This window comes from Mesorhizobium montanum (assembly GCF_033977145.1).
Lineage (GTDB): Bacteria > Pseudomonadota > Alphaproteobacteria > Rhizobiales > Rhizobiaceae > Mesorhizobium > Mesorhizobium montanum.
This window is the reverse complement of sequence record NZ_JAVIJF010000001.1, coordinates 282,103-307,006: the sequence shown is the minus strand read 5'-3', so window position 1 is coordinate 307,006 and position 24,904 is coordinate 282,103. Positions and strand designations below refer to the sequence as shown.

The window sequence follows — 24,904 nt, the reverse complement described above, 5'->3', positions numbered from 1 at the left end:
AGCCCCATAAGTATGTGGTTGCCGACCATGCCAACCAGAGGATCTGCGGAATTCGCCGTACTATTCTCCAGAAAAAGTACGGCGGAAAACTCGCCAACCCGTTGAAAAGATTGGTGATCCCGACAGGAATCGAACCTGTGACCTACAGATTAGGAATCTGCCGCTCTATCCTACTGAGCTACGGGACCACGCGGCCCGACACATAGCCGCTTCGAGCCGGTTCGCCAAGAGGCATCCGACAGCGCTTCCCCAAGGCCGGCGGCGTCCGCCCAGGTCAGGCCGAGCCGGCCTGACCGCGTGGCGGCTGAGTAACCGCCGCCTTCGATTGCTCGATCGTCAGGCAGCCAGCGCCGTTTCCGCCAGCTTTACCCAATAGCTCATGCCGTGCGGGATGACCTCGTCGTTGAAGTCATAGGCCGGGTGATGCAGGCCGGCGGTGTCGCCGTTGCCGATGAAGATGAAGGCGCCGGGACGGGCTTCCAGCATATAGGAGAAATCCTCGCCGCCCATCACCGGCTGGATGGCGCGGTGGACGTGGCTGTCGCCGGCGACGTTGGCCGCGATATCGCCGGCAAACACGGTTTCCTCGGCATGGTTGAAGGTGACGGGGTAGTTGGCGTCGTAATCGACCTCGATCGTGGCGCCGAAAGCGGAGGCCAGCCCGGCGCAGAGTGCGCGGATGCGCTCTTCCGATTTCTTGGCCACTTCCTTCTTCAATGTGCGAACGGTGCCGGCGATCTCGGCGCTCTCCGGGATGACGTTGTAGGCATCGCCGGCATGGAACTTCGTCACCGACACCACCACGGCCTCGACCGGATCGGTGCTGCGCGAGGCGACGGTCTGCAGCGCACCGACCAACTGGCTGGTGATGACGATCGGGTCGATGGTGCCGTGCGGCATCGCCGCATGGCCGCCGCGGCCCTTGACGGTGATGGTGAATTCCGCGGTCGCGGCCATGATCGGGCCGGGCTTGATGGCGAACTGCCCGACGGGCAGGCCCGGCATATTGTGCATGCCGAACACTTTTTCGATGCCGAAGCGCTCCATCATGCCGTCCTTGACCATTTCGTTGCCGCCGCCGCCGCCTTCCTCGGCCGGCTGGAAGATCACGGCCACGCTGCCGGCGAAATTGCGCGTCTCGGCGAGATATTTGGCCGCACCCAGCAGCATGGCGGTGTGGCCGTCATGACCGCAGGCATGCATCTTGCCGCGCACGGTCGAAGCCCACGGCTTGCCGGTGATCTCATCGATCGGCAGCGCGTCCATGTCGGCGCGCAGCCCGATTGTGGCGCCATCGCCGTTGCGGCCGCGGATGATGCCGACGACGCCGGTCTTGCCCAGCCCGGTCACCACCTCGTCGCAGCCGAAGGCCTTGAGCTTCTCGGTAACGAAGCCGGCGGTCTGGAAAACGTCGAAATTCAGTTCCGGCGTCTGGTGCAGATGTCGCCGCCAGCCTGCAACTTCTTCCTGCATTTCGGCAGCGCGGTTCAGAATCGGCATGATCGGTCCATCTCTTGGTTGGCTAGCGGCAGTCGGTTCAGAGCCGCTGCTCATTGCGATTGTCAATTGTGAATGTCTGGCACTTTGCCATTTTGGCGTCACATAGGGTAAATAGCACGGCAACAATGCGATCTGGATCGAGGGGTCGGGCCGCATTTATGCTGGCGATGGGTAACCAAATCTTACGGACCCAGCGGCGATTACGGCAAGAGGCGATTTCGGATTTGATCATGCGGCAGGGGCATTTCCTCAACGTATTGCTGGCAGGCGCGCTGGCGCTTCCGGTGTTTGCCGGCGCGGCCCGCGCCAACCCGGTCGTCCTTTTCGACCTGAAGAGCGGCTATGTGCTGGAGCATCAGGACGCGTTCAAGCGCTGGTATCCGGCCTCGCTCAGCAAGCTGATGACGGCCTATGTCACCTTCCGCGCCATCCAGGCCGGCGAAGTGGCTCTCGATTCGCCGATCAAGGTAACGAAACATTCGGCCGGCGAGCCGCCGAGCAAGATGGGCTTCAAGCCCGGCTCGGTGATGCGGCTCGACAATGCGCTGAAGATGATGCTGGTCAAGTCGGCCAACGATATCGCCATGGCCGTCGGCGAGAATATCGGCGGCTCGCAAGCCGCGTTCGCCGATCGCATGAACGCCGAGGCGGCCCGGCTCGGCATGGTCGGGACGCATTTCGTCAATCCGAACGGGCTTTATTCGCCGGAACAGTACACCACTGCGCGCGACCTTGCCGTCTTGGTGACGGCGCTGCGCACCGATTTTCCGCAATATGCGCCCTGGTTCTCGATCGAGGGCCTTGCCGTCGGCAAGAAGGCGCTCCCGAACTACAATCTGCTCATCGGCCGCTATCCAGGCGCCGATGGCATGAAGACCGGCTTCGTCTGCTCGTCGGGCTTCAACATGATCGGCTCGGCGACGCGCAACGGCCGCACGCTGGTCGCAGTCGTGCTTGGCGAGAGATCGGCGGTCAGCCGCGCCGAAGCGGCGGCAAAGCTGCTCGACCAGGGTTTTGATATGCCGTCCGCCACCTCGACCACCCTGGCGGCGCTCAAGCCTTACGGCGACACGCTGTCGCCCAACGACATGCATGACGAGATCTGCAAGAAGAAGACGCCCGAAGAGCAGTCCGAGGCAGTCCCCGAGGTTGCCGCCAAGGACGTGCCGAAATCGCCCTATCAGGTGAAGCTCGACCATCCGACACTGATCGCCGTCGGGCTGGGCGGCGCGACCGGGCCGGCGCCGAAGGCGTTCGTCGACCAGGCCGACCAGAACTATGCCGATGTGCCGTTGCCGAGCTGGCGGCCCGACAGGCCGGCGCCGGCCGGCGCCGAGCCGCTGACGACCGGGACCGCCAATGCCGCCGCGCAGGGCGATCAGCCGGTCAAGGCGGCGAACTAGGCCATGGCAGGCTTTCCGATACCCGTCTCGGTGCTCACCGGCTTTCTCGGCGCCGGCAAGACGACGCTGCTCAACCGGCTGCTCAAGGATCCGGGGCTTGCCGACACGGCGGTGATCATCAACGAGTTCGGCGAGGTCGCGATCGACCATCTGTTGGTGGAGCAGGCGTCCGACGGCATCATCCAGCTTTCCGACGGCTGCCTCTGCTGCACGGTGCGCGGCGACCTGGTCGACACACTCGCCGATCTCGTCGACCGGTTGCAGACCGGCCGTATTGCGAAACTGGCCCGTGTCGTCGTCGAGACGACAGGTCTGGCCGATCCGGCACCGGTGCTCCAGTCGATCATGGCGCATCCGGCGCTGGTGCAGGCCTTCCGGCTCGACGGCGTCATCACGCTGGTCGACGCCGTCAATGGCGAGGCCACGCTCGATACCCATGTCGAGGCGGTCAAGCAAGCGGCGGTGGCCGACCGCATCGTGCTGACCAAGACCGACCTCGCCGAGGCGGCCGAGGTCGAGGCGTTGCGGGCGAGGCTCAAGCAGATCAATCCGGGTGCCGTCGTGCTCGACGTCAACGAGGCTGGCACGGGCGCCGCGGCGCTGTTCGACTGCGGGCTCTATAATCCTCAGTCCAAGTCCGCCGATGTGCGGCGCTGGCTCGGCGAAGAGGCCGCGCATGGTCATGACCATCACCACCGTGACGGTGACCAAGATCATGATCACCATCATCACGGCCATCGCCACGACGCGCGCGTGCGCTCGCACTCGCTTGTCCATGACGGCCCGGTGCCGTTCTCGGCGATCGAAATGTTCCTCGATCTTGTGCGTTCGACGCATGGCGAGAAGCTGTTGCGCATGAAGGGCGTCATCGAGCTGATGGAGGACCCCTCGCGGCCGCTGGTCATCCACGGGGTGCAGAAGATCCTGCACCCGCCGGCAAGGCTGCCGGCCTGGCCCGATGGCCAGCGCGGCACCAGGCTGGTGCTGATCACGCTCGACATGCCGGATGACTATATCCGGCGGCTGTTCGCCGCCTTCACCAACAAGCCGTCGGTCGATACGCCGGACCGTGCGGCGCTCGAAGCCAATCCGTTGGCCATTGCAGGGCTATAACCGAACGCAGGCGGCTCAGGCCGCGTTGCCGCGCTCGACCAGGAAACGATGACCGCCCGTGACCGCGGCCGTCTCGATCAGCTGGTGGCCGGCATCGGCGCAGAAGGCCGGGATGTCGATCACCGCCAGCGGATCGGTGGTTTCGAGCCAAAGCCGGCCGCCCGGGCGCATCGCGGCCAGCCGCTTGCGGGCTTTCAGCACCGGCAGCGGGCAGTTCAGTCCCTTGAGATCGTAGATAGCGGTTGCCAAGTTGGAGAATCTCAGCCGCCGAACATGCCGAGCAGCTTCTTCTTCAGCTTCGAGACGGTGCCTTGATCGGCGTCAGCCGCCTGCTCCGGCGCCGGCTGAGCGGGGTTTGCCTCGACGCCGGCGGTGACAACCTGCTGCTGGGCGGCCTGCTTGGCGGCTTCCTTCTCGGCCAGAGCCTGCGCCTTTGCCTGTTCCTTTGCGGCCTTGGCCGCCTCGATTGCCGCCACGCGCTGCTCTTCTGCCTTGCGCTTGGCTTCCTTCTCGGCGTCGAGCGCCGCCATCTTGCGGCCGGCCGGCGAATCGATCCGGCCCATGCGGGTTGTTTCCGTCACCGAGCCATCGGTGTTCAGCGACGGCGGGTCGATCGGCACGCGCTCGCCGCGGGCGCGGCGCTTCGACCAGTCGGAAACGATGCTGGCTTCCTTGATGCCGGAAATCGTCGGCTTCGGCGCCACCGCGCTCGATTTCACGGCCGAATTGTAGGCCGCGTCGTAGCTTTTCTCGTAATTGGCATAGGCGGTCTTCAGCGAGTCCGGCTGGGTCGTCGCCGGGCAGGGGCCGGTCGGGTCGAAGGCCGTGCCTTCGGGCGCGACCTGGTTGAAGACGTAGCGCTTCTCGCAGACGTCGACCTTCGGCGGCACCTTGGTGATCTCGAAATTGTCGTAGCCGACCTTCAGCATCTTCCAGAAGTCGTAGTTCGGGTCGTTGCGGTAGCGCGCCATGTTGGCGGCGGTCATACGGAACGGAAAAGCCTGGATCTGGAATTCGGTCTGGCCGCCCTGGAAGGCATCGCGGCCGAAGGCATAGATCTGCTCGATCTGGGCATCGGTCATCGAATAGCAGCCGGACGACGAACAGGCGCCATGCACCATCAGGTTCTGGCCGGTGCGGCCATTGGCGCGATCATAGGCGTTGGGGAAGCCGATGTTGAAGGACAGGTGGTAATTCGAGCGCGGATTCATCTGCGACGGCCGCACTGTGTAGAAGCCTTCCGGCGCCTGGCGGTCGCCCTCGGTGTATTTGGGACCGAGCTTGCCCGACCATTTGCAGATGTCGTAGCTGGCGACGAGATCATAGCGGCCATTGGTCTTGGCCTTCCAGATCTCGAGCTTGCCTTCCTCCTTGAAGATGCGCGCCATCACCGAGGAGGTGCGGATCATACCCTTGGCCTGCATGTCGGAGAGGATCTTGTCCGGCAGCGGCTTGTTAGCCTCCGGCGCGAAATCCTTCATCGACGAATCATTGCAGCCGGCGACGCCGATGGCGGCGATCAGGACTCCGGTGCGGGCAAGCTTGGCAAACATCTTAACGGCTATGTCTTTTCTCTCGAGCCAACGGTTCCGGTTTGGCCGGGCCGCCATGCTGAACACCGACGGACCCTAAGCCCGTTAACCTTGAAAATTCCTTACCGCAAGCCTTGGCCAACCCCTCGCGGCAAACTCCATTGAGCCGAATGCGGCGGCATTTTTGTGGCGAAATTGCTCATCCCGCCACAGTTGGACGCCCTTGTTGATGCAAGGGATCAGAGGCTGCGGCCGATCGCCAGGTATTTCTCGCGGCGCTGCTCGCGGAAATCAGTGTTGGCGCCGGCAAAGTCCTTCATCGTCCTGGCGATGAGATCGCCGGTCGAGACAATCACCGTTTCCGGCGCGCGCTGGGCGCCGCCCATCGGCTCGGGAATGATGGCGTCGATGATCTTCATATCGAGAAGATCCTGCGCGGTGATCTTCATGTTGGTCGCCGCATCTTTCGAGCGGGTGGTGTCGCGCCACAGGATCGAGGCCGCGCCCTCCGGCGAAATCACCGAATAGATGGCGTGTTCCAGCATGTAGACGCGATTGGCAGTGGCAATCGCGATGGCGCCGCCGGAGCCGCCTTCGCCGATGACCACCGAGATCGACGGCACCTTGAGCGCCAGGCAGGCCGAGGTCGAACGGGCAATCGCCTCGGCCTGGCCGCGTTCCTCGGCGCCGACGCCGGGATAGGCGCCGGCGGTGTCGACCAGCGTCAAAAGCGGGATCTTGAAACGGTCGGCCAATTCCATCAGGCGCACCGCCTTGCGGTAGCCCTCGGGCCGAACCGAACCGAAATTGTGCTTGATGCGGCTTGCCGTGTCCGAGCCCTTTTCCTGGCCGATCACCGCCACCGGCTCGCCGCGGAAGCGGGCAAAGCCGCCGACGATCGCCTGGTCGTCGCCGAAATTGCGGTCGCCGGCCAGAGGGGTGAAATCGGTGAACAGCGCCTTGATGTAGTCGACGCAGTGGGGCCGGTCCGGATGGCGCGCGACCTGTACCTTCTGCCATGGCGTGAGCGCCTTGTAGAGATCACGCAACGCGTCGCGCGAGCGCTTTTCGAGCCTGCTGATCTCTTCGGCGACATCGACCGCCTCGCCGTTCTCGGCAAGCTTCTTGAGCTCAAGGATCTTGAGCTCCAGATCCTGCACCGGCTTTTCGAAGTCGAGGTAGTTGTACATGCTTGAGCGGACCGATCCGTCGGAAGGCAAATGGCTGGCGGAACCGCTGAAATGCCGGCTCCGGGCGTTGGAACGTCGCCCTCACATAGCGATATGAGGCCTAGTCGGCAAGCGGATGATGATCGTTGACCAGCCGCACCAGCCGCTCCTCCAGCACGTGGGTGTAGATCTGCGTGGTCGAGATGTCGGCATGGCCAAGAAGTTGCTGAACGGCTCTCAGGTCGGCGCCGTTCTGCAGCAGATGGCTGGCAAAAGCGTGGCGAAGCACATGCGGCGAGATTTTGGCCGCAGCTATCCCCGACCGCGCGGCCAACCCCTTGAGATCGCGGGCGAAAACCTGCCGGGAGAGATGGCCGCTGTCGGAGGAGGCCGGAAACAGGAACGGGCTCTCGGCAACGGTCGGCCGCTCGGACCTGGCGGCAAGCCAGGCGCGCATGGCGGAGCGTGCCTTGCTCGACAGCGGCACCATGCGTTCCTTGTCGCCCTTGCCGCGCACCATGAAGAAGCGGTCGTCACGCAGCGCCACCGTCACCGGCAGACCGACGAGCTCCGAAACGCGCAGGCCCGTGGCGTAGAGCACCTCGACCAGCGCGTGCAGGCGCAAGGCCGCCAGCCTGTCGCCGCCCGGCCCGGATTCGCCGGCTTCTTGCGCCGCCCGATCGAGCAGGCGGCCGGTCTCGGCCTCGCTCATCGTCTTGGGCAGTGGCCGGCCCTTGCGCGGGCTGTCCAGCGTGCCGGTCGGGTCGTCGCCGCGCAGGCCTTCGGCATAGAGGAATTTGAAGAACTGGCGGATCGCCGACAATTTGCGCGCCTGCGAGGTCGGCGCGAAGCCGCGCACGGCAATGTCGTCGAGATAGGCGCGGATGTCGGCCGATCCCGCCCCCGCCAGCCCACCCTCGATCGCTTCCGAGGCGTCCTCAAGGTCGCGGCGGTAGGAGGAAAGCGTATTTTCGGCCGCGCCGCGCTCGGCGCTCATCATTTCGAGGAAGGCTTCGATGCGGGCGGCGCTGTTCATCGGGCCGGGATCAGTTCTTTTTCAGTTTTCTTGGGTCAGTTTTTCTTGGTCAGTTTTTCTTGGGGTTGAGCTTCTCGGCCGGGATGCGGATGCTCATTTCCGCCTTTTTCGGCTCAACGAACATCGCCAACGCGAACATCGCGCCATAGGCAATGCCTGCAAGAACCGCCAGCGTCACGACAAACCGAAACAAAGTCGGCATTCAAATTTTCGCCCGTCTTCTTGTTCTGCGGTTCCAAAGCCCTGTGCCCTTATGGGACGCCAATCCGACCAATTCAAGGACGAAGGATTCCAGTCGACAGAGGTTTTGCCGGAAAAGCTTCTTGGACGTTTGCCCGCCCGTGCTTGACGCAAACAGGCTTTTGATGTCGATACGGCGCAAAGAGGCCCCGATGAACGCTCTGCCAGCAAATCCGACGGACGAAGGCCGTGCCGCGCTGATCGAAGCGCTCGGCAGCCGCTCGATCGTCTTCGTCGGGCTGATGGGGGCCGGCAAGACGGCGATCGGCCGCAAGGTGGCGATGATACTTTCGCTGCCTTTCATGGACAGCGACCAGGAGATCGAAAGCGTCTCGCGCATGACGGTGCCGGAGCTGTTCGAGCGCTATGGCGAGCCGGAATTCCGTGCGCTGGAGCAGCGGGTGATCCTGCGCCTGCTGGAGAACGGCCCGCAGGTGCTGTCGACCGGCGGCGGCGCCTTCATGAACGCGCAGACACGCGGGGCGATCACGGCTTATGGCGTGTCGGTCTGGCTGAAGGCCGACCTCGACCTCTTGATGGAGCGGGTTTCGAAGAAACAGAACCGGCCGCTGTTGAAGAATCCCGATCCGCGCGCAGTGCTGGAGCGGCTGATGGGCGAGCGCTACCCGGTCTACGCCACCGCCGACCTGATCGTGCCGACGCGCGACGACCGCAAGGAGATCATCGCCAGCGAAGTCGTCGCGGCGCTCTGCGCCCATCTCGGCATCGACACCATCGCGACAGGCGCTACAAGCGCCACAACTGGCGAGGTGCAGCCGTGAGCCATGCCGAACCGGTGAAGGTCGAGGTCGGGCTCGGCGACCGTGCCTATGACATCCTGATCGGCTCAGGATTGCTCGCGCGCTCCGGCGAGGAGGTCGCGCGCCGCCTTCCCGATACCCGCGCGGCCATCGTCACCGACGAGAACGTTGCCGCCGCGCATCTCGACACACTGCAGGCGGGGTTGGAGAAAGGCGGCATTCAGTCCGCCGTCATTACGCTGCCAGCCGGCGAAAAGACTAAAAGTTTCGCCCATCTCGAAGACGTGGTCGACGGCGTGATCGCGGCCAAGCTCGAACGCCGCGACGTGGTGATCGCGCTCGGCGGCGGCGTCATCGGCGACCTTGCCGGCTTTGCTTCCGGCATTGTGCGGCGCGGCATGAATTTCGTGCAGATACCGACCTCGCTACTGGCGCAGGTCGATTCTTCCGTCGGCGGCAAGACCGGCATCAACAGCGCGCGCGGCAAGAACCTCGTCGGCGTCTTCCATCAGCCCAGGCTGGTGCTCGCCGACACCGGCGTGCTCGACACTCTGCCGATCCGCGAGTTCCGCGCCGGCTATGCCGAGCTTGCCAAATACGGGTTGATCGACCGCCCGGCCTTCTTCGCCTGGCTTGAACAGAACTGGCGGGACGTCTTTGCCGGCGGCCCGGCGCGGGTCGCGGCGATCGCCGAGGCCTGCCGCGCCAAGGCCGATGTCGTTGCCCGCGACGAGTTCGAGACCGGCGATCGCGCGCTGCTCAATCTCGGCCACACATTCGGCCATGCGCTCGAAGCCGCCACGCAATATGACGGCGCGCGCCTCGTCCACGGCGAAGGCGTCGCCATCGGCATGGCGCTGGCGCATCGCTTCTCGGCGCGCCTCAACCTGGCGAGTCCGGACGACGCGGAACGCGTCGAAGCCCATCTTCGCGCCGTCGGCCTGCCCTGGCGCATGGCCGATATTCCGGGTGGACTGCCGGACGCCGAGGCGCTGCTCGGCTTCATCACACAGGACAAGAAGGTCTCGCGCGGCGCGCTCACCTTCATCCTGACGCATGGCATCGGCCAGGCCTTCATTGCCAAGGACGTGCCGCCCTCGGAAGTACTCGCCTTCCTCAAGATGAGCCATCCGGGGTGGCTCAAGGTGAGCCATCCCGGATGATCGACGCCGGCTGGATCGCTGCTGTCGTCCTTGCCGCCATCGTGCTGCTGGCGCTTCTGTTCCGCACCCGGTTGCTTGCCGCTTCCGGCTACACGCTGCGGCCGATCGAGCCAGCGTCGCGGTCCGAGCGCAACGGCAAGGATGAAGACAGCGACGAGCCCCGCCGCGATGGCTCGCCTGTCCGCGAGGAGCGCAATCGGCTTGAGGGCCTCTTCGATCTCGAAGAGCTCGAAGTCTCCGATATCATGGTCCACCGCACCAATATGCGCTCGGTCAATGCCGACGATCCGCCGGAAGCGGTAGTGCGCGAAATCCTGCAGAGCCCGCACACCCGCATGCCGCTGTGGAAGGGCTCGCTCGACAACATCGTCGGCGTGCTGCATGCGAAAGATCTGCTCAGGGCACTCAACGAGGTCGGCAACGACTTCTCCCGGATCGACGTGATGAAGATCGCGGCGAAGCCGTGGTTCGTGCCGGACACCACCACCCTGCAGGAACAGCTCAACGCCTTCCTGCGCCGCAAGGCGCATTTCGCCATTGTCGTCGACGAGTATGGCGAGGTCGAAGGGCTGGTGACGCTGGAAGACATCATCGAGGAGATCGTCGGCGAGATCGCCGATGAGCATGATGTCGACATGCAGGGCGTCAAGAAGGAGGCCGACGGCTCGGTCGTCGTCGAAGGCACGGTGCCGATCCGCGATCTGAACCGCGCGCTCGACTGGGACCTGCCCGACGAGGAAGCGACAACCATCGCCGGCCTCGTCATCCATGAGACGCAGTCGATCCCGGAGGAGAAGCAGGCTTTTACGTTCCACGGCAAGCGTTTCGTGGTGATGAAGCGCGACAAGAACCGCATTGCGAGGTTGAGGATACGTCCCGCCGGCGAGAGCTAAGGGCGTTTCACCGTTTCACGGAAACGGTGAAACGCTCTATCTCTTTGTTTTTACGCAATTTCGGACGGAAGGCTACGGCGAAGGCGCCGAGCCTAACCGTTACACCATTTCCTGGAGTTGCTCTAACGGGCGTTGATATCAGGCAACGCCGATCTGCGAATGGCACAGGGCTGGGCCTGCGATCTCAAAGTTCCTTGGTCCAGCGCTCGCTGAGCATTGCACCGGTTCCAGCATCGATCGCAGCCAAGCTGACGTCGTAGCCCCATAGGTTTCGGATATGGCGCAGGGTTGCGTCGCGGCTTTCGCCGTCGAGCATGATGCCATCCTTCACCATGTGCTGAAGTCGCAGATGCCTGTCGCCCAGGAGGTCGACGTCAATCACCTGGATGTCGGGGCGGCTCGCCCCCACGTCATAGCTTCGAGCGAGCGCAGAGCGTATCTTGCGATATCCACGCTCATTGTGGATCGAAGCGACTTCGTAGTGTGGCTCGTCGGCTCCATCGGCCAGCACGAAGAGCCGCCATTTCCGGATCAGGGTCGGGCTCAGATACTGGCGGATGAAGGATTCGTCGCGGTGGTTGGCCCAGGCATCGAGCAAGTTGTCGCGCCAGTCGCCGCGTCCGGCGATATCCGGGAACCAGTCGCGATCCTCCGCGGTCGGCTCGGTCGAGATGCGCTGGATATCCTGCATCATGTCGAGACCCAGCGCATAGGGATTGATGCCGGAAAAGCGCGGGTCGTCATAGGCCGGCTGGAAGACGACGTTCGAGTGGTTGCGCAAAATCTCGAGCATGGCGCCTTCGTTGATGCGGCCACGATCGAAAAGCATGTTCATAAGCGTGTAGTGCACGAAGGTGGCGCAGCCTTCGTTCATCACCTGGGTTTGCCGCTGCGGATAAAAATATTGCGCGATGACACGCACGATCCTGACGATCTCGCGCTGCCAGGGCTCGAGCACGAGGCTGTTCTTCTCAAGGAAATAAAGGAGGTTTTCCTCCGGCAGATTGAGTGATTTCTTCCGCTCCGCCGCGCCGTCGTCTTCGCTTGTTTCGGTGTTGCCGCTGTCTTGCGAAGGCGGCAGCGTGCGCCACAAATCATTGTAGGAGCGTTCCTCGTATTCGAGGCGCTCACGAAGCCCTTCACGCTGCTGCTCGGACGACAGTTTTGGCGGCCGATGATAGCGGAATACGCCTTGTTCCATCAGCGCGTGGGCAGAATCAAGGATCGCCTCCACAGCGGCCAGGCCATGCCGTTCCTCGCATCGGGCTATGTAGCTCTTGGCAAAATCCAGATAGCTCAGGATGCCGCCGGCGTCGGTCCATTGCCGGAAAAGGTGATTGTTCTTGAAGAAATGGTTGTGTCCAAGCGCGGCATGAGCCGTCACCAAAGCCTGCAGGGCCATGGTGTTTTCTTCCATGAGGTAGACGATGCAGGGGTTGGAATTGATGACCAGTTCATAAGCCAGACCACGCGCGCCCTTGCGGTAGAGCAACTCGTTGTAGAGGAAGTGCTTGCCGAATGACCAATGCCGATACATCAGCGGCATACCGACCGACGAATAGGCGTCGAGCATCTGCTCGGAGGAGATAACCTCCATCTGCACCGGATAGATGTCGAGGCGAAGCTCTTCGAGGCCGATCGCCTCGATCTCGTCATAGACCCGCGACAGTTTGTTGAAATCCCAGTCCGATCCGGAAAACAGCAGTTCGGATTTGCGCGCCTGACTGACCATTGCCGAAGTCCTCAAGCGCTCTTGCGCAAATCAGGCTGCCTGGCGAAGAGCTCGCGAAAGACCGGGTAGATATCGGCCGGGGCGGCAATGCGCCTCATCTGGAAGTTCGGCCATTTCCCATCGACGGCGTTGTAGGCGCGCCAGAGCGATGTCCCGTTCTCGGTCGAGCCGAAAATGTGGCTTTCCCGCTCGTCGATGATCTCCACATAGGCGAAATACTGGCAAAGCCGCATCAGCTTGCGATCGAGCAGTTCTATGCAGCGCTCGGAATCGGTGGCGAAATTGTCGCCGTCAGACGCCTGGGCGGCGTAGATGTTCCATTCAGCGGCCGGATATCGCTCTTCGATGATGCGGTGCATCTCCTCGAGCGCCGTGGAAACGACGGTGCCGCCGCTTTGCGTGTGGTAGAAGAACGTGTGCTCGTCCACCTCCTTGGCCTCGTGGGTGTGGCGAATGAAGACGATCTCAGTGCGTTCGTATCGTCGCGTCAGGAACAGGTGCAGCAATACGAAGAAGCGTTTGGCCAGATCCTTCTCCCGCTCGCCCATCGATCCGGAAACGTCCATCAGGCAGAACATGACCGCGCTCGCATTTGGCCGCGGCTGAGGGTCGAAGCGATTGAAGCGGATGTCGACTGGATCGACATAGGCAATCCGCCTGCGCCGGCGCTCCAGCCGATCGAACTCTTCGCGCAGAACCTCGATGCGTTCGTGGGTCTTTGCATCCGGCGGCTTGGATTCCAGCTCGGCGATCTGCCGGGCGATTGCGTCCACCTCGGCCTGCTTCGGACGCTTGAGCGCGATGCGGCGCCCGTGGCTGTTTCGCATCGTGCGCCCGACATTGATGTTGGTCGGCGCGCCGCTTGCCGCGAAGCCCGCCCGCCTCGGCTTGAAGCTGAGTATCTGCTTCAGACTGAGCTTGACCAGATCGGGCAGCTCGAGATCCTCGAAGAAAAGGTCGAGCACTTCCTCGCGCGACAGCACGAAGCGAAAATCGTCTTCGGAGTCCGTGGTTCCAGGGGCCGAGGAACCTGCACCTCCACCGCTTGGCTTGGGGATCAGGTCACCGGGATTGAACGTCTTGTTGCCGGGAAGGATGTGCTGGCGCTGGCCGCTATCCTTGGCGCCGCTGAAGGTCGGTTCGCTCGTGCCCTTGCGCGGCATCGGCACGGCATGCTCGCGATCCAGTTCGGCGATTCCGCTGGTGCGGACGCGGTCGCGGATGCTGCGCTTGAGCTCTTCGCGCGCCCGCCTGAGGAAGCGCTGGCGATTGCCCAGGCTCTTGTCCTTCGGATTCAGGCGGCGGTCGATGAAGATCGGCATGGAACCGTCCCGGCTTTGATCAACCCGCCTTGTTCACGCGCATGTACCAGTCGACCAGCCGGCGCACCTGCCGCTGGGTATAGCCGCGTTCCACCATCCGCTGCACGAATTCATTATGCCGCTTCTCCGTAACGCTGTCCTGCTTGGAACCGAAGCTGATCACCGGCAACAGGTCCTCGACCTGGCCGAACATGCGCTTCTCGATGACCTCGCGAAGCTTTTCATAACTCGTCCAGGACGGGTTGCGGCCATGGTTGCGCGCCCGGGCACGCAAGGTGAATTTGACCACTTCGTTGCGGAAGTCCTTGGGATTGGCGATGCCGGCCGGCTTCTCGACCTGCGACAACTCCTTGTCCAGGATCTCGCGGTTGAGGATCTGCCCGGTATCGGGGTCCTTGTAGTCCTGGTCCTCGATCCAGGCATCGGCATAGGCGATGTAGCGGTCGAAGAGGTTCTGGCCGTATTCGCTGTAGGATTCCAGATAGGCCTTCTGGATCTCATGACCGATGAACTCGGCATAGCGTGCTGCGAGCTCCGACTTGATGAACTCGAGGTAGGCAGCTTCCGTTTCCTTCGGGAACTGCTCGCGCTTGATCGCCTCCTCGAGGATGTACATCAGGTGCACCGGATCGGCGGCGACCTCCTTGGTGTCGTAGTTGAAAGTCTGGGACAAAATCTTGAAGGCGAAACGCGTGCTGACCCCGGTCATGCCTTCGTCGACGCCGGCGGCGTCGCGATATTCCTGGACGGACTTCGCCTTCGGGTCGACCTCCTTGAGGTTCTCGCCGTCATAGGCGCGCATCTTGGTGTAGAGCGGCGAATTGTCGTGCTCGGCAAGGCGGGTGGAGACGGTGAAGCGGCTGAGAATGTCCAGCACCTCGGGCGCGCAGGGGCTGTTCGCCAGTTCGCTTTCGCGCAGCAGCTTTTCGTAGATCTGCCTTTCCTCGGTGATGCGCAGGCAATAGGGAACCTTGACCACGAGGATGCGGTCGAGGAAAGCCTCGTTGTTCTTGTTGTTCTTGAACTGCTGCCATTCCGATTCATTGGAATGGGCAACGACGATGCCCTGATAGGGGAAGGAGCCGAAGTTCTCGGTGCCGTTGTAGCTGCCTTCCTGGGTCGCTGTCAGTAGCGGATGCAGAACCTTGATGGGCGCCTTGAACATCTCGACGAATTCGAGCAACCCTTGCGTGGTCCTGTTCAGGCCGCCGCTGTAGGAATAGGCATCCGGATCGGACTGGCTGAAGTGTTCCAATTGCCTGATGTCGACCTTGCCGACTAAAGCCGAGACGTCCTGATTGTTCTCGTCGCCGGGCTCGGTCTTGGCGATGGCGATCTGGCGTAGCCGCGACGGCGCCAGCTTGACGACGCTGAATTTGGAAATGTCGCCGGACAGTTCGTCGAGGCGCTTGGCCGCCCAGGGCGAGATCAGTCCGTTCAGGCGGCGGCGGGCTATGCCGTATTTGTCTTCCAGCAGATCGCCCATGCGATCGGGATGGAAAAGGCCGAGCGGCGATTCGAACACCGGGCTGATCTGGTTGCCAACCTTGAGCGTGTAGATCGGGCGCTGCTCCATCAGCTTCTTCAGCCGTTCGGCGAGCGAGGATTTGCCGCCGCCGACCGGGCCGAGGAGATAGAGGATCTGCTTGCGCTCCTCGAGCCCCTGCGAGGCGTAGCGGAAATACCCGGCGATACGCTCGATCGTATCCTCCATGCCGTAGAAGTCGGAGAAGGAGGGATAGACCTTGACGGTGCGGTTGGAGAAAATGCGGCCCAGGCGCTCGTCCTTGCTGGTATCGACCAGGTTCGGCTCGCCGATTGCCTCGACCATACGCTCGGGCGCCGTGGCATACATGGATTTGTCTTCGCGACAGGCCAGCAGATATTGCTGGAGACTGATCTCTTCCTGGGCCGCGTTGGAATAAATCTCCGAAAACAGATCGAAGACGTCTGATTGGTTCTCGCGCATGATGCTTTGCCTCGGAGCCGATAGGCTGCCAATCGGCTCATCGCCCCTTCAACCGCCGGAACGCGCTGTTTGTTCCCGACAAACGCAATTAACCGGCTGCGATCACTTAGCTTTGAGGGAACCGCTCCGCATGGCCGGAAAGAAGCGCTGCGTCGCGCATCCCATTGTGAACCAGTGTCGCCCACCCGAATCAACAGCCAAGATTAGTGTGCGCTCGGTCGACCCATTTGCCAACCGGTAACTGGACGCAAGCAGTGCTGCCATGCACTGTTGCCGCAACATAGGAGAAGGCGATGATGGATCGGCGGAGCCTCATGCTCGGATCGCTGGCGGCGATGCTGCCGGTCGGCGCATCGGCTGCCTGGCGGCCGCGCGAGCCGGCGCCGCAAACTCTCGACTATGGTCCGGCCAAGCTCGACGTCTATGCGCCCGTTGGCGCCAAGAACCGTCCTGTCATCTTCTTCATCCACGGCGGCGCCTGGCGCATCGGCAGCCGAAACAATGTCAACGCCAAGCCGGGCTTCCTTCTCGGCAAAGGCTTCGTGTTCGTCTCGATCGACTACCGCATGCTGCCGCAGGCCGGTGTCGCCACCCAGGCCAGCGACGTCGAGAAGGCCTATGCCTATGTGCGCGCCAACATCGCCGGCTACGGCGGCGACCCCGATCGCACCATGGTCATGGGCCACTCGGCCGGCTGTCACCTGGCGGCGCTGACCGGGCTTCGCGGCGGCTTGCCAGGGGTCGCCGCACTGGTGCTTGACGATACGGAGGCCTACGACATCGAGGCCCTCGCCAGGGCCCAGGGCGGCAGGCTGCGGCCGATTTATGCACAGGCATTTTCCGACCCGAGCCAGTGGCGGGCACTTTCGCCGGCGACTTACATCGGGGCGGCTAAGCATCCGCCGGTCTTCGTCGCCTATTCGGACTCGCCGATCCGCGCCGCTGCGGCGCAGAACTTCGCGGGCCGCCTGCGCGCCGCCGGCACCAATGTCACTCTGTTCGATGGCAGCGCCTATTCGCACATGGCGATCAACCGCCGGTTCGGCGAGGACGGCGATGCGTTGACGGCGGCGGTCATGGCTTTCCTGGCGACGGTCGTCTGATCTCGCATTCCCTCACTGGATCACGTCATCGAAGCGGTGATCCAGTCGGAGCGGGAACTTACCAGCGGGTCTTTTCGCCCGGCGCCGCGGGCTCGATCGCCAGTGCGTGCACGCCGGCTTTCAATTCGTCGGCAAGCAGGTCGTTGACGGCGCGGTGGCGGTCGATGCGGCTCATGCCGGCAAAGTCCGGCGACACGATGCGGACGCGGAAATGCGTCTCGCCGGTGCCGTCGAACGTCGCATGGTGGCCGGACTCCACATGATGATGGCCGGCGTGAAGGTGGCTTTCATTGATGACGGTGAGCCGTTCGGGCGAAAATGCCGCCTTCAGCTTGTTTTCCATCGTTGACTGCATGGACATCCGGGTTTCCCTTCCCCACATTTGTGGCATAGCCGCAAAATCTATGTTTTCGACCGCTTTTAAGCCGTGATTCAGCGGTTAGGGCGATCATCGGCGAAATGTCAATTCTTGTTTCGCACGTGCGAACAGCCCATAAATGGGTGAGATGAAAGCGTATCCCAAATATTTCGAGAAAATTCGAATCCGGCCGGAGAAGGACGCGGAGCTGAAGTCGCGCTCGCCGATCTGCCAGTGGGACGGCTGCAACGAGGCCGGCACGCATCGCGCGCCGGTCGGGCGCCTCAAGGAGGGCGAGTATTTCCGCTTCTGCTTCGATCATGTGCGCGAATACAACAAGGGCTTCAACTATTTCTCCGGCGTGTCGGACGGCGAGATCGCCCGCTTCCAGAAAGAGGCGCTGACCGGCCACCGGCCGACCTGGCGCATGGGCGCCAATGGTGGCGGGCCGCGCTCGGCGCCGGATTTCGCACAGCAGCGTTCGGGACGCGCCGGCTACTACAATCGCATGCGCGATCCCTTCAACCTGTTCGGCGCAGGAGCGAAGGAGCCGCGCGAGCGCAAGGCAAAGCCGCTTGAGGCCAAGGCGCTGGAAACGCTTGGCCTTGATACAAAGGCGACTGGTCAGGACATCAAGGCGCGCTATAAGGAACTCGTTAAGCGCCACCATCCGGATGCGAATGGCGGCGACAGAGGTTCGGAAGACCGGTTCCGCGATGTGCTGCAGGCCTATCGCGTGCTCAAGCAGGCAGGATTGTGCTGAGCGGCCCTACGGTCCGTGTCGTTTTCCAACTTTCATAAGGTTGGAAAAGGCTTTAAGACCGCCCCCGGACAAAATCGATTGCCGGCGAAACGCGGCGTTTCGCCCGTGGAGACGTTGATAGAGATGAACAAGGTCGATCGCGACATCGCCAACTTGCCCGACACGACAGTGTCGGTGAGGGAGAAATTCGGTTTCGACTCCAAGATGGTGGTTCCGGCCTATTCGGCGGCGACCGAGCATGTGCCGGACATCGATCCCGATTATCTGTTCGACAAGGCGACGACGTTGGCGATCCTCGCCGGCTTTGCCTACAACCGCCGCGTCATGGTGTCGGGCTATCACGGCACCGGCAAGTCGACGCATATCGAGCAGGTGGCGGCGCGGCTCAACTGGCCCTGCGTGCGCGTCAACCTCGACAGCCATGTGAGCCGTATCGACCTCGTCGGCAAGGACGCCATCGTCGTCAAGGAAGGTCTGCAGATCACCGAATTCCGTGACGGCATCCTGCCCTGGGCCTATCAGCATAATGTCGCGCTTTGCTTCGACGAGTATGACGCCGGCCGCCCCGACGTGATGTTCGTTATCCAGCGCGTGCTGGAATCGTCGGGCCGCCTGACGTTGCTCGACCAGAGCCGGGTCATCCGCCCGCATCCGGCGTTCCGGCTTTTCGCCACCGCCAATACGGTCGGCCTTGGCGACACCACCGGCCTCTATCACGGCACGCAGCAGATCAACCAGGCGCAGATGGACCGCTGGTCGATCGTCACCACGCTCAACTACCTGCCGCACGACAATGAGGTGAACATCGTGCTGGCCAAGGCCAAGCACTACCGCGACAGCAAGGGCAAGGACATCGTCAACAAGATGGTGCGCGTCGCCGACATGACGCGCTCGGCCTTCATCAATGGCGACCTGTCGACGGTGATGAGCCCGCGTACCGTCATCACCTGGGCCGAGAATGCCGAGATTTTCGGCGACATCGGCATGGCGTTCCGGCTGACCTTCCTCAACAAGTGCGACGAACTGGAGCGTTCGCTGGTGGCCGAATTCTACCAGCGCGCCTTCGGCGAGGAATTGCCGGAGAGCGCCGCCAACGTGGTGCTGGGCTAGGCGCGCCGGAAGACGTCCAGCCTTCCAGGTCGATCGCGCAGGGAATGATGAATGGCGGGTCCGGGCGACAACACGCGCAACAAGCCGAAGAACGGGTCTGAAGCCGACAGCTTCAAGCGCGCCGTCACCGTCTGCATGCGCGCCATCGCCGGCGACAAGGACCTCGAGGTCGGTTTCGCCAAGGACCGGCCGGCATTGGCGGGCAACCGCGCCCGCTTACCCGAACTGTCCAAGAAGGCTTCCCGCAACGATATCGCGATCACGCGTGGCCTGGGCGACTCCATGGCGCTGAAGCGTGCCTGCCACGATCAACGCATCCACAACAAGCTGGCGCCGGAAGGCAAGCTCGCGCGGGCGATCTATGACGCGGTCGAACAGGCACGCGTCGAGGCCATCGGCAGCCGCGCCATGCAGGGCGTGGCCGACAATATCGGCTCGATGCTCGAGGACAAATACACCAAGGCGAACCTCGTCGATGTCAGGGACAAGGCAGACGCGCCGCTCGAGGAGGCGATCGCGCTGATGGTGCGCGAAAAGCTCACCGGGCGGACCGTGCCGAAGAGCGGCGAGCGGCTGGTCGATCTGTGGCGCCCCTGGGTCGAGGAGAAAGCCAGCGGCGATCTCGACGGCCTCTCGACCAAGGTTGACGACCAGCAGGCTTTTGCCCGCGTCGTGCGTAACATGCTCGTTTCCATGGAGATGGCCGAGGAGCTCGGCGACGACCAGGAAACAGACGACTCCGAGGAAAACGAAGAGAACGAACAGCAGGGCGAGGACCAGAGCGAGGAAGGCGGCGAGGACGATTCCGGCTCCGAACAGTCGCAGTCCGAGGACGCCGAAGCCTCGGCCGACGAGGAAGAGTCGGCCGAGACCGAAGCGACCGACGCCACCTCCGACGATCTCTCGGATGAAGACGATGCCGACGCCGAGACGCCGGGCGAGGCCAAGCGCAACGACAATCCATTCCTCAACCTGCCGAAAGAGATCGACTACAAGGTCTTCACCACCGCCTTCGACGAGACGGTGGGCGCCGAGGACCTTTGCGAGGAAGAGGAGCTCGACCGGCTGCGTGCCTTCCTCGACAAACAGCTCGCCAATCTCTCCGGCGTCGTCGGGCGGCTCGCCAACCGGCTGCAGCGCCGGCTGATGGCACAGCAGAACCGCTCCTGGGATTTCGACCTCGAAGAAGGCTATCTCGATCCGGCGCGGCTGGTGCGCGTCGTCATCGATCCGATGCAGCCGCTCTCCTTCAAGCAGGAGCGCGACACCAAGTTTCGCGACACGGTGGTATCGCTGGTGCTCGACAATTCAGGTTCGATGCGCGGTCGGCCGATCACGGTCGCCGCCACTTGCGCCGACATTCTGGCGCGCACGCTGGAGCGCTGCGGCGTTTCGGTGGAGATCCTCGGCTTCACCACGCGGGCGTGGAAAGGCGGGCAGGCGCGCGAGAAATGGCTGAAGGACGGCAAGCCGCCGAATCCCGGCCGGCTCAACGACCTGCGCCACATCATCTACAAATCCGCCGATCATCCCTGGCGGCGCGCGCGCCGCAATCTCGGGCTGATGATGCGCGAGGGGCTGCTCAAGGAAAACATCGACGGCGAGGCGCTGCTCTGGGCGCATAGCCGTTTGATCGGCCGGCCGGAGCAGCGCAAGATACTGATGATGATCTCGGACGGCGCGCCGGTCGACGATTCCACGCTTTCGGTCAATCCGGGCAACTATCTGGAACGCCATTTGCGGGCAGTCATCGAGCTGATCGAGACGCGCTCGCCGGTCGAGCTTCTGGCGATCGGCATCGGCCACGACGTCACGCGCTATTATCGCCGCGCCGTCACCATCGTCGATGCCGAGGAACTGGCCGGTGCCATGACCGAGCAGCTCGCCTCGCTGTTCGGCGAAGAAAGCGCGCGCGATACGCGGCGCGGCGGGTTGCGGCGCGCCGGGTGATCTTTTCTCGCGGGCGTGCGCGGCGGACGCTTTTCGCCTGCGTGCTGGCCTGCGCCTCGCCGGCGATTGCCGCTCCGGTCGAGACAGTCGAGATTTCGGCGCGGCCGATCAGCCAGTTCCATATCGGCCAAGACGACCAGGATTGAGCGCTTCGGCACTGCCGGCGGCGGGTGTCCGGCCGGAGGTTACCGGCCGACGTGACGGACTTCGTTCATCGCGAAATTGGCCGCGCGCTTGCTTCGGTTGCGGATCTTGAGCGTCGCGGTGTTGTCGACGAAATAGGTGTGAAGAATGCTGTCGCGGGTGCGGACCTCCGGCCCGACCGTATCGACCGCGTGCCAGGTGTCGGTCCCGACCGCAAAGGCATAGCCCGTATTCGGGGAAAACGACATGCGGTGCGACATCTCGAAACGCCCGTCCGGCCCGCGTTGGGCGAAGCGCGTGCCGATGTGGTTGATGCTGTCGTCCTCAGGCAGGTAAAACTGGACCGTGATGCCCTTCCATTTCGTGTCGGTGTGGAAACCGATCTTGTAGCCCGCCACGTCGCGCGTCAGCATCGGCACCGGATACATGCCGACCTTCATGAAGTCCGGCCCGAAGCGGCGCTCCAAGCCCGGGGCAAGGCGGCGCATGAACGCGTCTTTCAGGTCCGGCGCATGCAGTGCCTTTCCGACCAAGGCCCAGACGGCCCGTTTCTCGCCCGGCAGATGGCGGATATATTCGGGGTAGAGGTCGATCTTGACCCGCGTTGCGGTGCCGTCGGCCTGAATATTCACATTGTTGCGTCCCTTGAGCGCGCGATATTCGCGTGCCTCGGGCATGGCGGCGCGCATGCGCAGATAGAGGTCGGCCGGGAAAACATCCGTCATTTCCAGATGCCAGAAAGGTAATTCCACAAATGCAGCGCGGTCCACGGCTTCCACCATGTGGGAGACGACATGCTGCAGCGTTTGTGTGGCTGATGCTGGCGCCGCCGCGCCTTCTATGGCCGACATGGAAATCCTTCCCCAAGCTAAAACCCCGAATCCAAATTTCTTGGATACATATATCGCGGCTCGGGCGAAATGCTAACCAAAGCACAGGCTGGATTGCAACGATCCACCTGACTGATTTCAATTGCGGTTTTCTACATCGCGACGCGAATATGCGTTGCGGCACTTCCAGGCGAGTGCGTTGCAAAGGGCGCTATTGCCGATGCTGCCGGATCGATATTCAACGGACCTTGTAGATCTCGATCGGCTTTCCCGCGGTCGACCGGTCCAGTTCGAGCCATTCCGGCACGTCGCCTCGCAGCAGATCCGCGGCAAGACCCTTCGGAGCGTCCAGCCCCAGCGATATCTCTTCCGTGTTGCCGCGGCATATCGCGATCAGTCCGACATGCTCGCGCTCGATGACGGCGCGGGCGGCGTCCGGCGTTCCCATGAAAGCGTCGAGCATGGCGAGGTTGCCGCCGACATTGCGGTGGTAAGGGCCAGCCAGCGCCCGGTGACCGGTGAACATCAATATTCCCGAGCCGAGATTGGACGAGGCAAGCACTGTCGTCGCCGGCATCGCGGCAAGATCGTGGAAGTCGGCCGGCTTGCCGCAGGTCATGGCATGGTCGGGATCGGAATTGATCCGCTGCGGCGCCTTCTGGATCACGGACTGCGCCGCCACCGCCACACCGGCCCAGGTCGCGTTGAGCGAGACCAGCCACGCCATGACAATGCCGGTGGAGACGCGCCATGAGGGCGCGGCGTTCGCCCGCAAGCGGATTTTCGCAATCCAGGCCGAGAGCGGCAGCACCGCGAAGGCGACTGAGAAGGTCGAGCCGCGCACCTGCCAGAGGCTGACGCCGAAGGCAACGATGAGCAGGATGGCGGCGAGGATTTCCTCGCGGCGCAGGCGACGGGTTCGCAGTTGAAAGCCGATCAGCAGAATCGCGATGAAGGGCGTCACATAACGCGCCGCCGTCAGCTTCGGCTGGTGGATGGCGACGCTCCAGAAGGGCTGCGCTTCGACCACATCGTTAAGCCAATAGGTGCGGATACGCTCGTCCATGCCGGCATAGGGCGATGCCAGGCATTGCGGGAAGAACACGACCGCAACGGCCGCGACCGCCACTGCCAGCGCCAGCGTTGAAATAAGCCTTGCGCGGACCGTCGATGCGGTCAATGTGCCGGCAATCGCCAGGCCTATGCCGGACAGCGCGGCAATCGCGAACTGGAAGGACGAGAAGGCGTCGCACCGGGCAATGCCCCAGTCGGCCGGGCGGATGGTCGCCGCGAACACCAGGGAGGCGATGCCGGCAAATCCGAGGCCGAAGCCCCGTGCCGTGACGCGCTCCTTATCATCAAGGATGAACAGGATCGCGGCACAGATGCCGAGCACCGCCACATAGGGAGCGGTCTCCATGCCGACGGCTAGCGTCAGGCCGGCGCAGATGCCCGACAGAAGGGCAGCGGGTCGCCAGGAGGGCGCTTCCATCAGAAGCCAGAGGCTGGCCGCCGTCAAAAGCAGCTGGACATTGTGGTGATCGATTACGCCAGGGCTGTAGATCACCAGGAAGAAAAGGGCCGCCGTCGACAGGATGACCGAAGGCATCGCGACATTCGCGCCGGCGAAGCGCTGCGAGGCGCGTATGAGCACGAATATAGTCAGCCCGTAAAGCAAGGTCGGCCAGACGATCTGCGCCGCCCGCTCGGCTGTGGCGGTGCTGGCGCCCAGCGCATCGAAGGCCATGATGATCAGCGCGAGCGGCGCGTCCACCAGCCGCGACCAGTGCATGAGGAAGCCGCCGGAGGTGCCCATCCTGTATTGATGGAGATCGAACCAGCCCTGGCCGCCGAGCAGGTCGCGAACCTCGACCAGCCGCAGCATGCTGTCATTGTCGGCGCCATAATCGCGAAGCGTCGGAAAACCGGAAATCGCGTTGATCGTCAGCACCACCAGGGTGGCGCATAACGCAAGCAGGAGGTCATTTTTCCAACCGGTGCCTGGCACGGTCATGCTGGTCGCGATGCCCTGGAGAATTTCCGTGATCCTGCACGATCGGCCGTAACAAAGCGTAAAGCCGCCGCAGCAATCCAGACCGGCGTTCTGGCTGCGATCCAGATCACAGGCCTCTGGCTGCGATCCAGATCACGTGGCGAGCGCCGCGCTTGCCGTTCGCCCGCGTGTTGATCTCCTCGACCGCTAAGCCGGCCTGCTTCAGCCGCCGGGTGAAACCGCTGTCGGGTCCCTGCGACCAGACCGCCAGCATACCGCCGGGCTTCAATGCGGCGCGCGCGGCCGCGAGGCCGGCCGCGCCATAGAGCGTATCATTGCCTTTGTAGACGATGCCCTCTGGGCCATTGTCGACATCGAGCAGGATGGCGTCCCAGGCGGCTTTCTCCGCCCTTATCAACTGGCCGACATCGGCCTCGCGAATGGTGACGCGGGGGTCGTCTAGGCAGCCGTCGAAGATCCCGGACATCGGGCCACGTGCCCAGGTGACGACCGCGGGAACCAGTTCGGCAACGGTAATGGCAGCGTCCGCCTCGATGGCGGCAAGGGCGGCGCGCAAGGTGAAGCCCATGCCGAGCCCGCCGATCAGGATCCTTGGTTGCTGGCGGCCGGCGATCCGCTCGCAGGAAAGCCTGGCGAGCGCCTCCTCGGAACCGCTGAGGCGGCTGTTCATCAGCTCATTGGTGCCCAGCATGATCGAGAATTCAGTGCCGCGCTGCTTCAGGCGAAGTTCCTGCGCGCCGTCGGGCGTGCGGGCTGAATCAAGCTGGACCCAGGGGATCATACGCTTTCTTGTTGTTTG

At 63.2% G+C, this 24,904-nt stretch carries 23 protein-coding genes and 1 tRNA gene; 10 read left to right on the top strand and 14 right to left on the bottom strand.

Going from position 1 to position 24,904, the window contains the following annotated elements; all coding sequences use genetic code 11:
- Positions 1 to 111: 111 nt before the first annotated feature.
- Together RFM68_RS01460 and RFM68_RS01455 are read right to left on the bottom strand one after the other, a co-directional pair.
- Positions 112 to 188 (bottom strand) — tRNA-Arg (locus RFM68_RS01460).
- Positions 189 to 336: 148 nt separating this feature from the next.
- Entirely contained in the window at positions 337 to 1,500 is a 1,164-nt protein-coding gene (locus tag RFM68_RS01455; protein WP_320230867.1) for a M20 aminoacylase family protein, read from the bottom strand.
- A gap of 230 nt (positions 1,501 to 1,730) precedes the next feature.
- Between RFM68_RS01455 and RFM68_RS01450 the strand changes: the two genes are divergently transcribed.
- Positions 1,731 to 2,903: a D-alanyl-D-alanine carboxypeptidase family protein gene (locus RFM68_RS01450; RefSeq protein WP_320230866.1), complete on the top strand. Its 1,173-nt coding sequence runs from the start codon at positions 1,731 to 1,733 to the stop codon at positions 2,901 to 2,903.
- A gap of 3 nt (positions 2,904 to 2,906) precedes the next feature.
- Positions 2,907 to 4,016, top strand: coding sequence for a CobW family GTP-binding protein (locus RFM68_RS01445; protein ID WP_320230865.1), 1,110 nt, complete (start codon positions 2,907 to 2,909; stop codon positions 4,014 to 4,016).
- A gap of 15 nt (positions 4,017 to 4,031) precedes the next feature.
- Here RFM68_RS01445 and RFM68_RS01440 read toward each other — a convergent pair whose 3' ends face one another.
- The 5 genes from RFM68_RS01440 to RFM68_RS01420 all read right to left on the bottom strand — a co-directional run bounded on the left by RFM68_RS01440 (position 4,032) and on the right by RFM68_RS01420 (position 7,955).
- The gene (locus tag RFM68_RS01440) at positions 4,032 to 4,265 is read right to left on the bottom strand and encodes a sulfurtransferase TusA family protein (protein ID WP_320230864.1); all 234 of its coding nucleotides are present in this window, start codon (positions 4,263 to 4,265) and stop codon (positions 4,032 to 4,034) included.
- Positions 4,266 to 4,276: 11 nt separating this feature from the next.
- Positions 4,277 to 5,569, bottom strand: a complete 1,293-nt coding sequence (locus RFM68_RS01435) for a L,D-transpeptidase family protein (protein ID WP_320230863.1) — start codon at positions 5,567 to 5,569, stop codon at positions 4,277 to 4,279.
- A 218-nt stretch (positions 5,570 to 5,787) separates the two neighbouring features.
- A complete protein-coding gene (locus RFM68_RS01430; RefSeq protein WP_320230862.1) occupies positions 5,788 to 6,738 on the bottom strand; it encodes an acetyl-CoA carboxylase carboxyltransferase subunit alpha in 951 nt (316 codons plus the stop codon).
- A 100-nt stretch (positions 6,739 to 6,838) separates the two neighbouring features.
- Positions 6,839 to 7,753: a site-specific tyrosine recombinase XerD gene (locus RFM68_RS01425; protein WP_320230861.1), complete on the bottom strand. Its 915-nt coding sequence runs from the start codon at positions 7,751 to 7,753 to the stop codon at positions 6,839 to 6,841.
- Between the two features lie 49 nt (positions 7,754 to 7,802).
- Positions 7,803 to 7,955 (bottom strand): hypothetical protein, encoded by a 153-nt coding sequence (locus RFM68_RS01420; RefSeq protein ID WP_042643428.1) that lies wholly within the window; start codon positions 7,953 to 7,955, stop codon positions 7,803 to 7,805.
- 190 nt (positions 7,956 to 8,145) lie between these two features.
- Here RFM68_RS01420 and RFM68_RS01415 point away from each other — a divergent pair, with 190 nt between their 5' ends.
- Genes RFM68_RS01415 through RFM68_RS01405 form a run of 3 tightly spaced genes read left to right on the top strand, consistent with a single transcriptional unit; the run spans position 8,146 to position 10,810 of the window.
- The gene (locus RFM68_RS01415) at positions 8,146 to 8,775 is read left to right on the top strand and encodes a shikimate kinase (RefSeq protein ID WP_320230860.1); all 630 of its coding nucleotides are present in this window, start codon (positions 8,146 to 8,148) and stop codon (positions 8,773 to 8,775) included.
- The gene (aroB, locus tag RFM68_RS01410; RefSeq protein WP_320230859.1) at positions 8,772 to 9,917 is read left to right on the top strand and encodes a 3-dehydroquinate synthase; all 1,146 of its coding nucleotides are present in this window, start codon (positions 8,772 to 8,774) and stop codon (positions 9,915 to 9,917) included. The genes RFM68_RS01415 and aroB overlap by 4 nt, the downstream gene beginning before the upstream one ends.
- The gene (locus RFM68_RS01405) at positions 9,914 to 10,810 is read left to right on the top strand and encodes an HlyC/CorC family transporter (protein WP_320230858.1); all 897 of its coding nucleotides are present in this window, start codon (positions 9,914 to 9,916) and stop codon (positions 10,808 to 10,810) included. Before aroB ends, RFM68_RS01405 begins: the two co-directional genes overlap by 4 nt.
- A 184-nt stretch (positions 10,811 to 10,994) precedes the next feature.
- On the opposite strand, the gene RFM68_RS01400 is transcribed toward RFM68_RS01405, so the two are convergent.
- From RFM68_RS01400 to RFM68_RS01390, 3 genes are read right to left on the bottom strand one after another with little or no spacing between them, the layout of a single operon-like run.
- Positions 10,995 to 12,542: a SpoVR family protein gene (locus RFM68_RS01400; protein ID WP_320230857.1), complete on the bottom strand. Its 1,548-nt coding sequence runs from the start codon at positions 12,540 to 12,542 to the stop codon at positions 10,995 to 10,997.
- Between the two features lie 11 nt (positions 12,543 to 12,553).
- Complete coding sequence (locus RFM68_RS01395) at positions 12,554 to 13,864, bottom strand: YeaH/YhbH family protein (protein ID WP_320230856.1); 1,311 nt, start codon at positions 13,862 to 13,864, stop codon at positions 12,554 to 12,556.
- Positions 13,865 to 13,883: 19 nt separating this feature from the next.
- Positions 13,884 to 15,833, bottom strand: coding sequence for a PrkA family serine protein kinase (locus RFM68_RS01390; protein WP_320230855.1), 1,950 nt, complete (start codon positions 15,831 to 15,833; stop codon positions 13,884 to 13,886).
- A 293-nt stretch (positions 15,834 to 16,126) separates the two neighbouring features.
- On the opposite strand from RFM68_RS01390, the gene RFM68_RS01385 reads away from it, so the two are divergent.
- On the top strand, positions 16,127 to 16,936 hold the full coding sequence (locus RFM68_RS01385; RefSeq protein WP_320230854.1) for an alpha/beta hydrolase: 810 nt from the start codon (positions 16,127 to 16,129) through the stop codon (positions 16,934 to 16,936).
- A gap of 58 nt (positions 16,937 to 16,994) precedes the next feature.
- On the opposite strand, the gene RFM68_RS01380 is transcribed toward RFM68_RS01385, so the two are convergent.
- Positions 16,995 to 17,297, bottom strand: a complete 303-nt coding sequence (locus RFM68_RS01380; RefSeq protein ID WP_320230853.1) for a BolA family protein — start codon at positions 17,295 to 17,297, stop codon at positions 16,995 to 16,997.
- Positions 17,298 to 17,433: 136 nt separating this feature from the next.
- Here RFM68_RS01380 and RFM68_RS01375 point away from each other — a divergent pair, with 136 nt between their 5' ends.
- The 4 genes from RFM68_RS01375 to RFM68_RS01360 all read left to right on the top strand — a co-directional run bounded on the left by RFM68_RS01375 (position 17,434) and on the right by RFM68_RS01360 (position 21,263).
- Entirely contained in the window at positions 17,434 to 18,057 is a 624-nt protein-coding gene (locus tag RFM68_RS01375) for a J domain-containing protein (protein WP_320230852.1), read from the top strand.
- A gap of 123 nt (positions 18,058 to 18,180) precedes the next feature.
- Complete coding sequence (cobS, locus tag RFM68_RS01370; protein ID WP_320230851.1) at positions 18,181 to 19,167, top strand: cobaltochelatase subunit CobS; 987 nt, start codon at positions 18,181 to 18,183, stop codon at positions 19,165 to 19,167.
- Between the two features lie 51 nt (positions 19,168 to 19,218).
- Complete coding sequence (gene cobT, locus RFM68_RS01365; RefSeq protein ID WP_320230850.1) at positions 19,219 to 21,117, top strand: cobaltochelatase subunit CobT; 1,899 nt, start codon at positions 19,219 to 19,221, stop codon at positions 21,115 to 21,117.
- Positions 21,114 to 21,263 carry a hypothetical protein gene (locus RFM68_RS01360; protein ID WP_320230849.1) on the top strand — a complete coding sequence of 50 codons (150 nt, stop codon included), beginning with the start codon at positions 21,114 to 21,116 and terminating at the stop codon, positions 21,261 to 21,263. Before cobT ends, RFM68_RS01360 begins: the two co-directional genes overlap by 4 nt.
- 39 nt (positions 21,264 to 21,302) lie before the next feature.
- Here RFM68_RS01360 and RFM68_RS01355 read toward each other — a convergent pair whose 3' ends face one another.
- The 3 genes from RFM68_RS01355 to RFM68_RS01345 all read right to left on the bottom strand — a co-directional run bounded on the left by RFM68_RS01355 (position 21,303) and on the right by RFM68_RS01345 (position 24,886).
- A complete protein-coding gene (locus tag RFM68_RS01355; RefSeq protein WP_320230848.1) occupies positions 21,303 to 22,112 on the bottom strand; it encodes a hypothetical protein in 810 nt (269 codons plus the stop codon).
- Between the two features lie 217 nt (positions 22,113 to 22,329).
- Positions 22,330 to 24,105, bottom strand: a complete 1,776-nt coding sequence (locus tag RFM68_RS01350) for a GtrA family protein (RefSeq protein ID WP_320230847.1) — start codon at positions 24,103 to 24,105, stop codon at positions 22,330 to 22,332.
- A gap of 106 nt (positions 24,106 to 24,211) precedes the next feature.
- Positions 24,212 to 24,886 carry a spermidine synthase family protein gene (locus tag RFM68_RS01345; protein WP_320230846.1) on the bottom strand — a complete coding sequence of 225 codons (675 nt, stop codon included), beginning with the start codon at positions 24,884 to 24,886 and terminating at the stop codon, positions 24,212 to 24,214.
- Positions 24,887 to 24,904 lie beyond the last annotated feature (18 nt).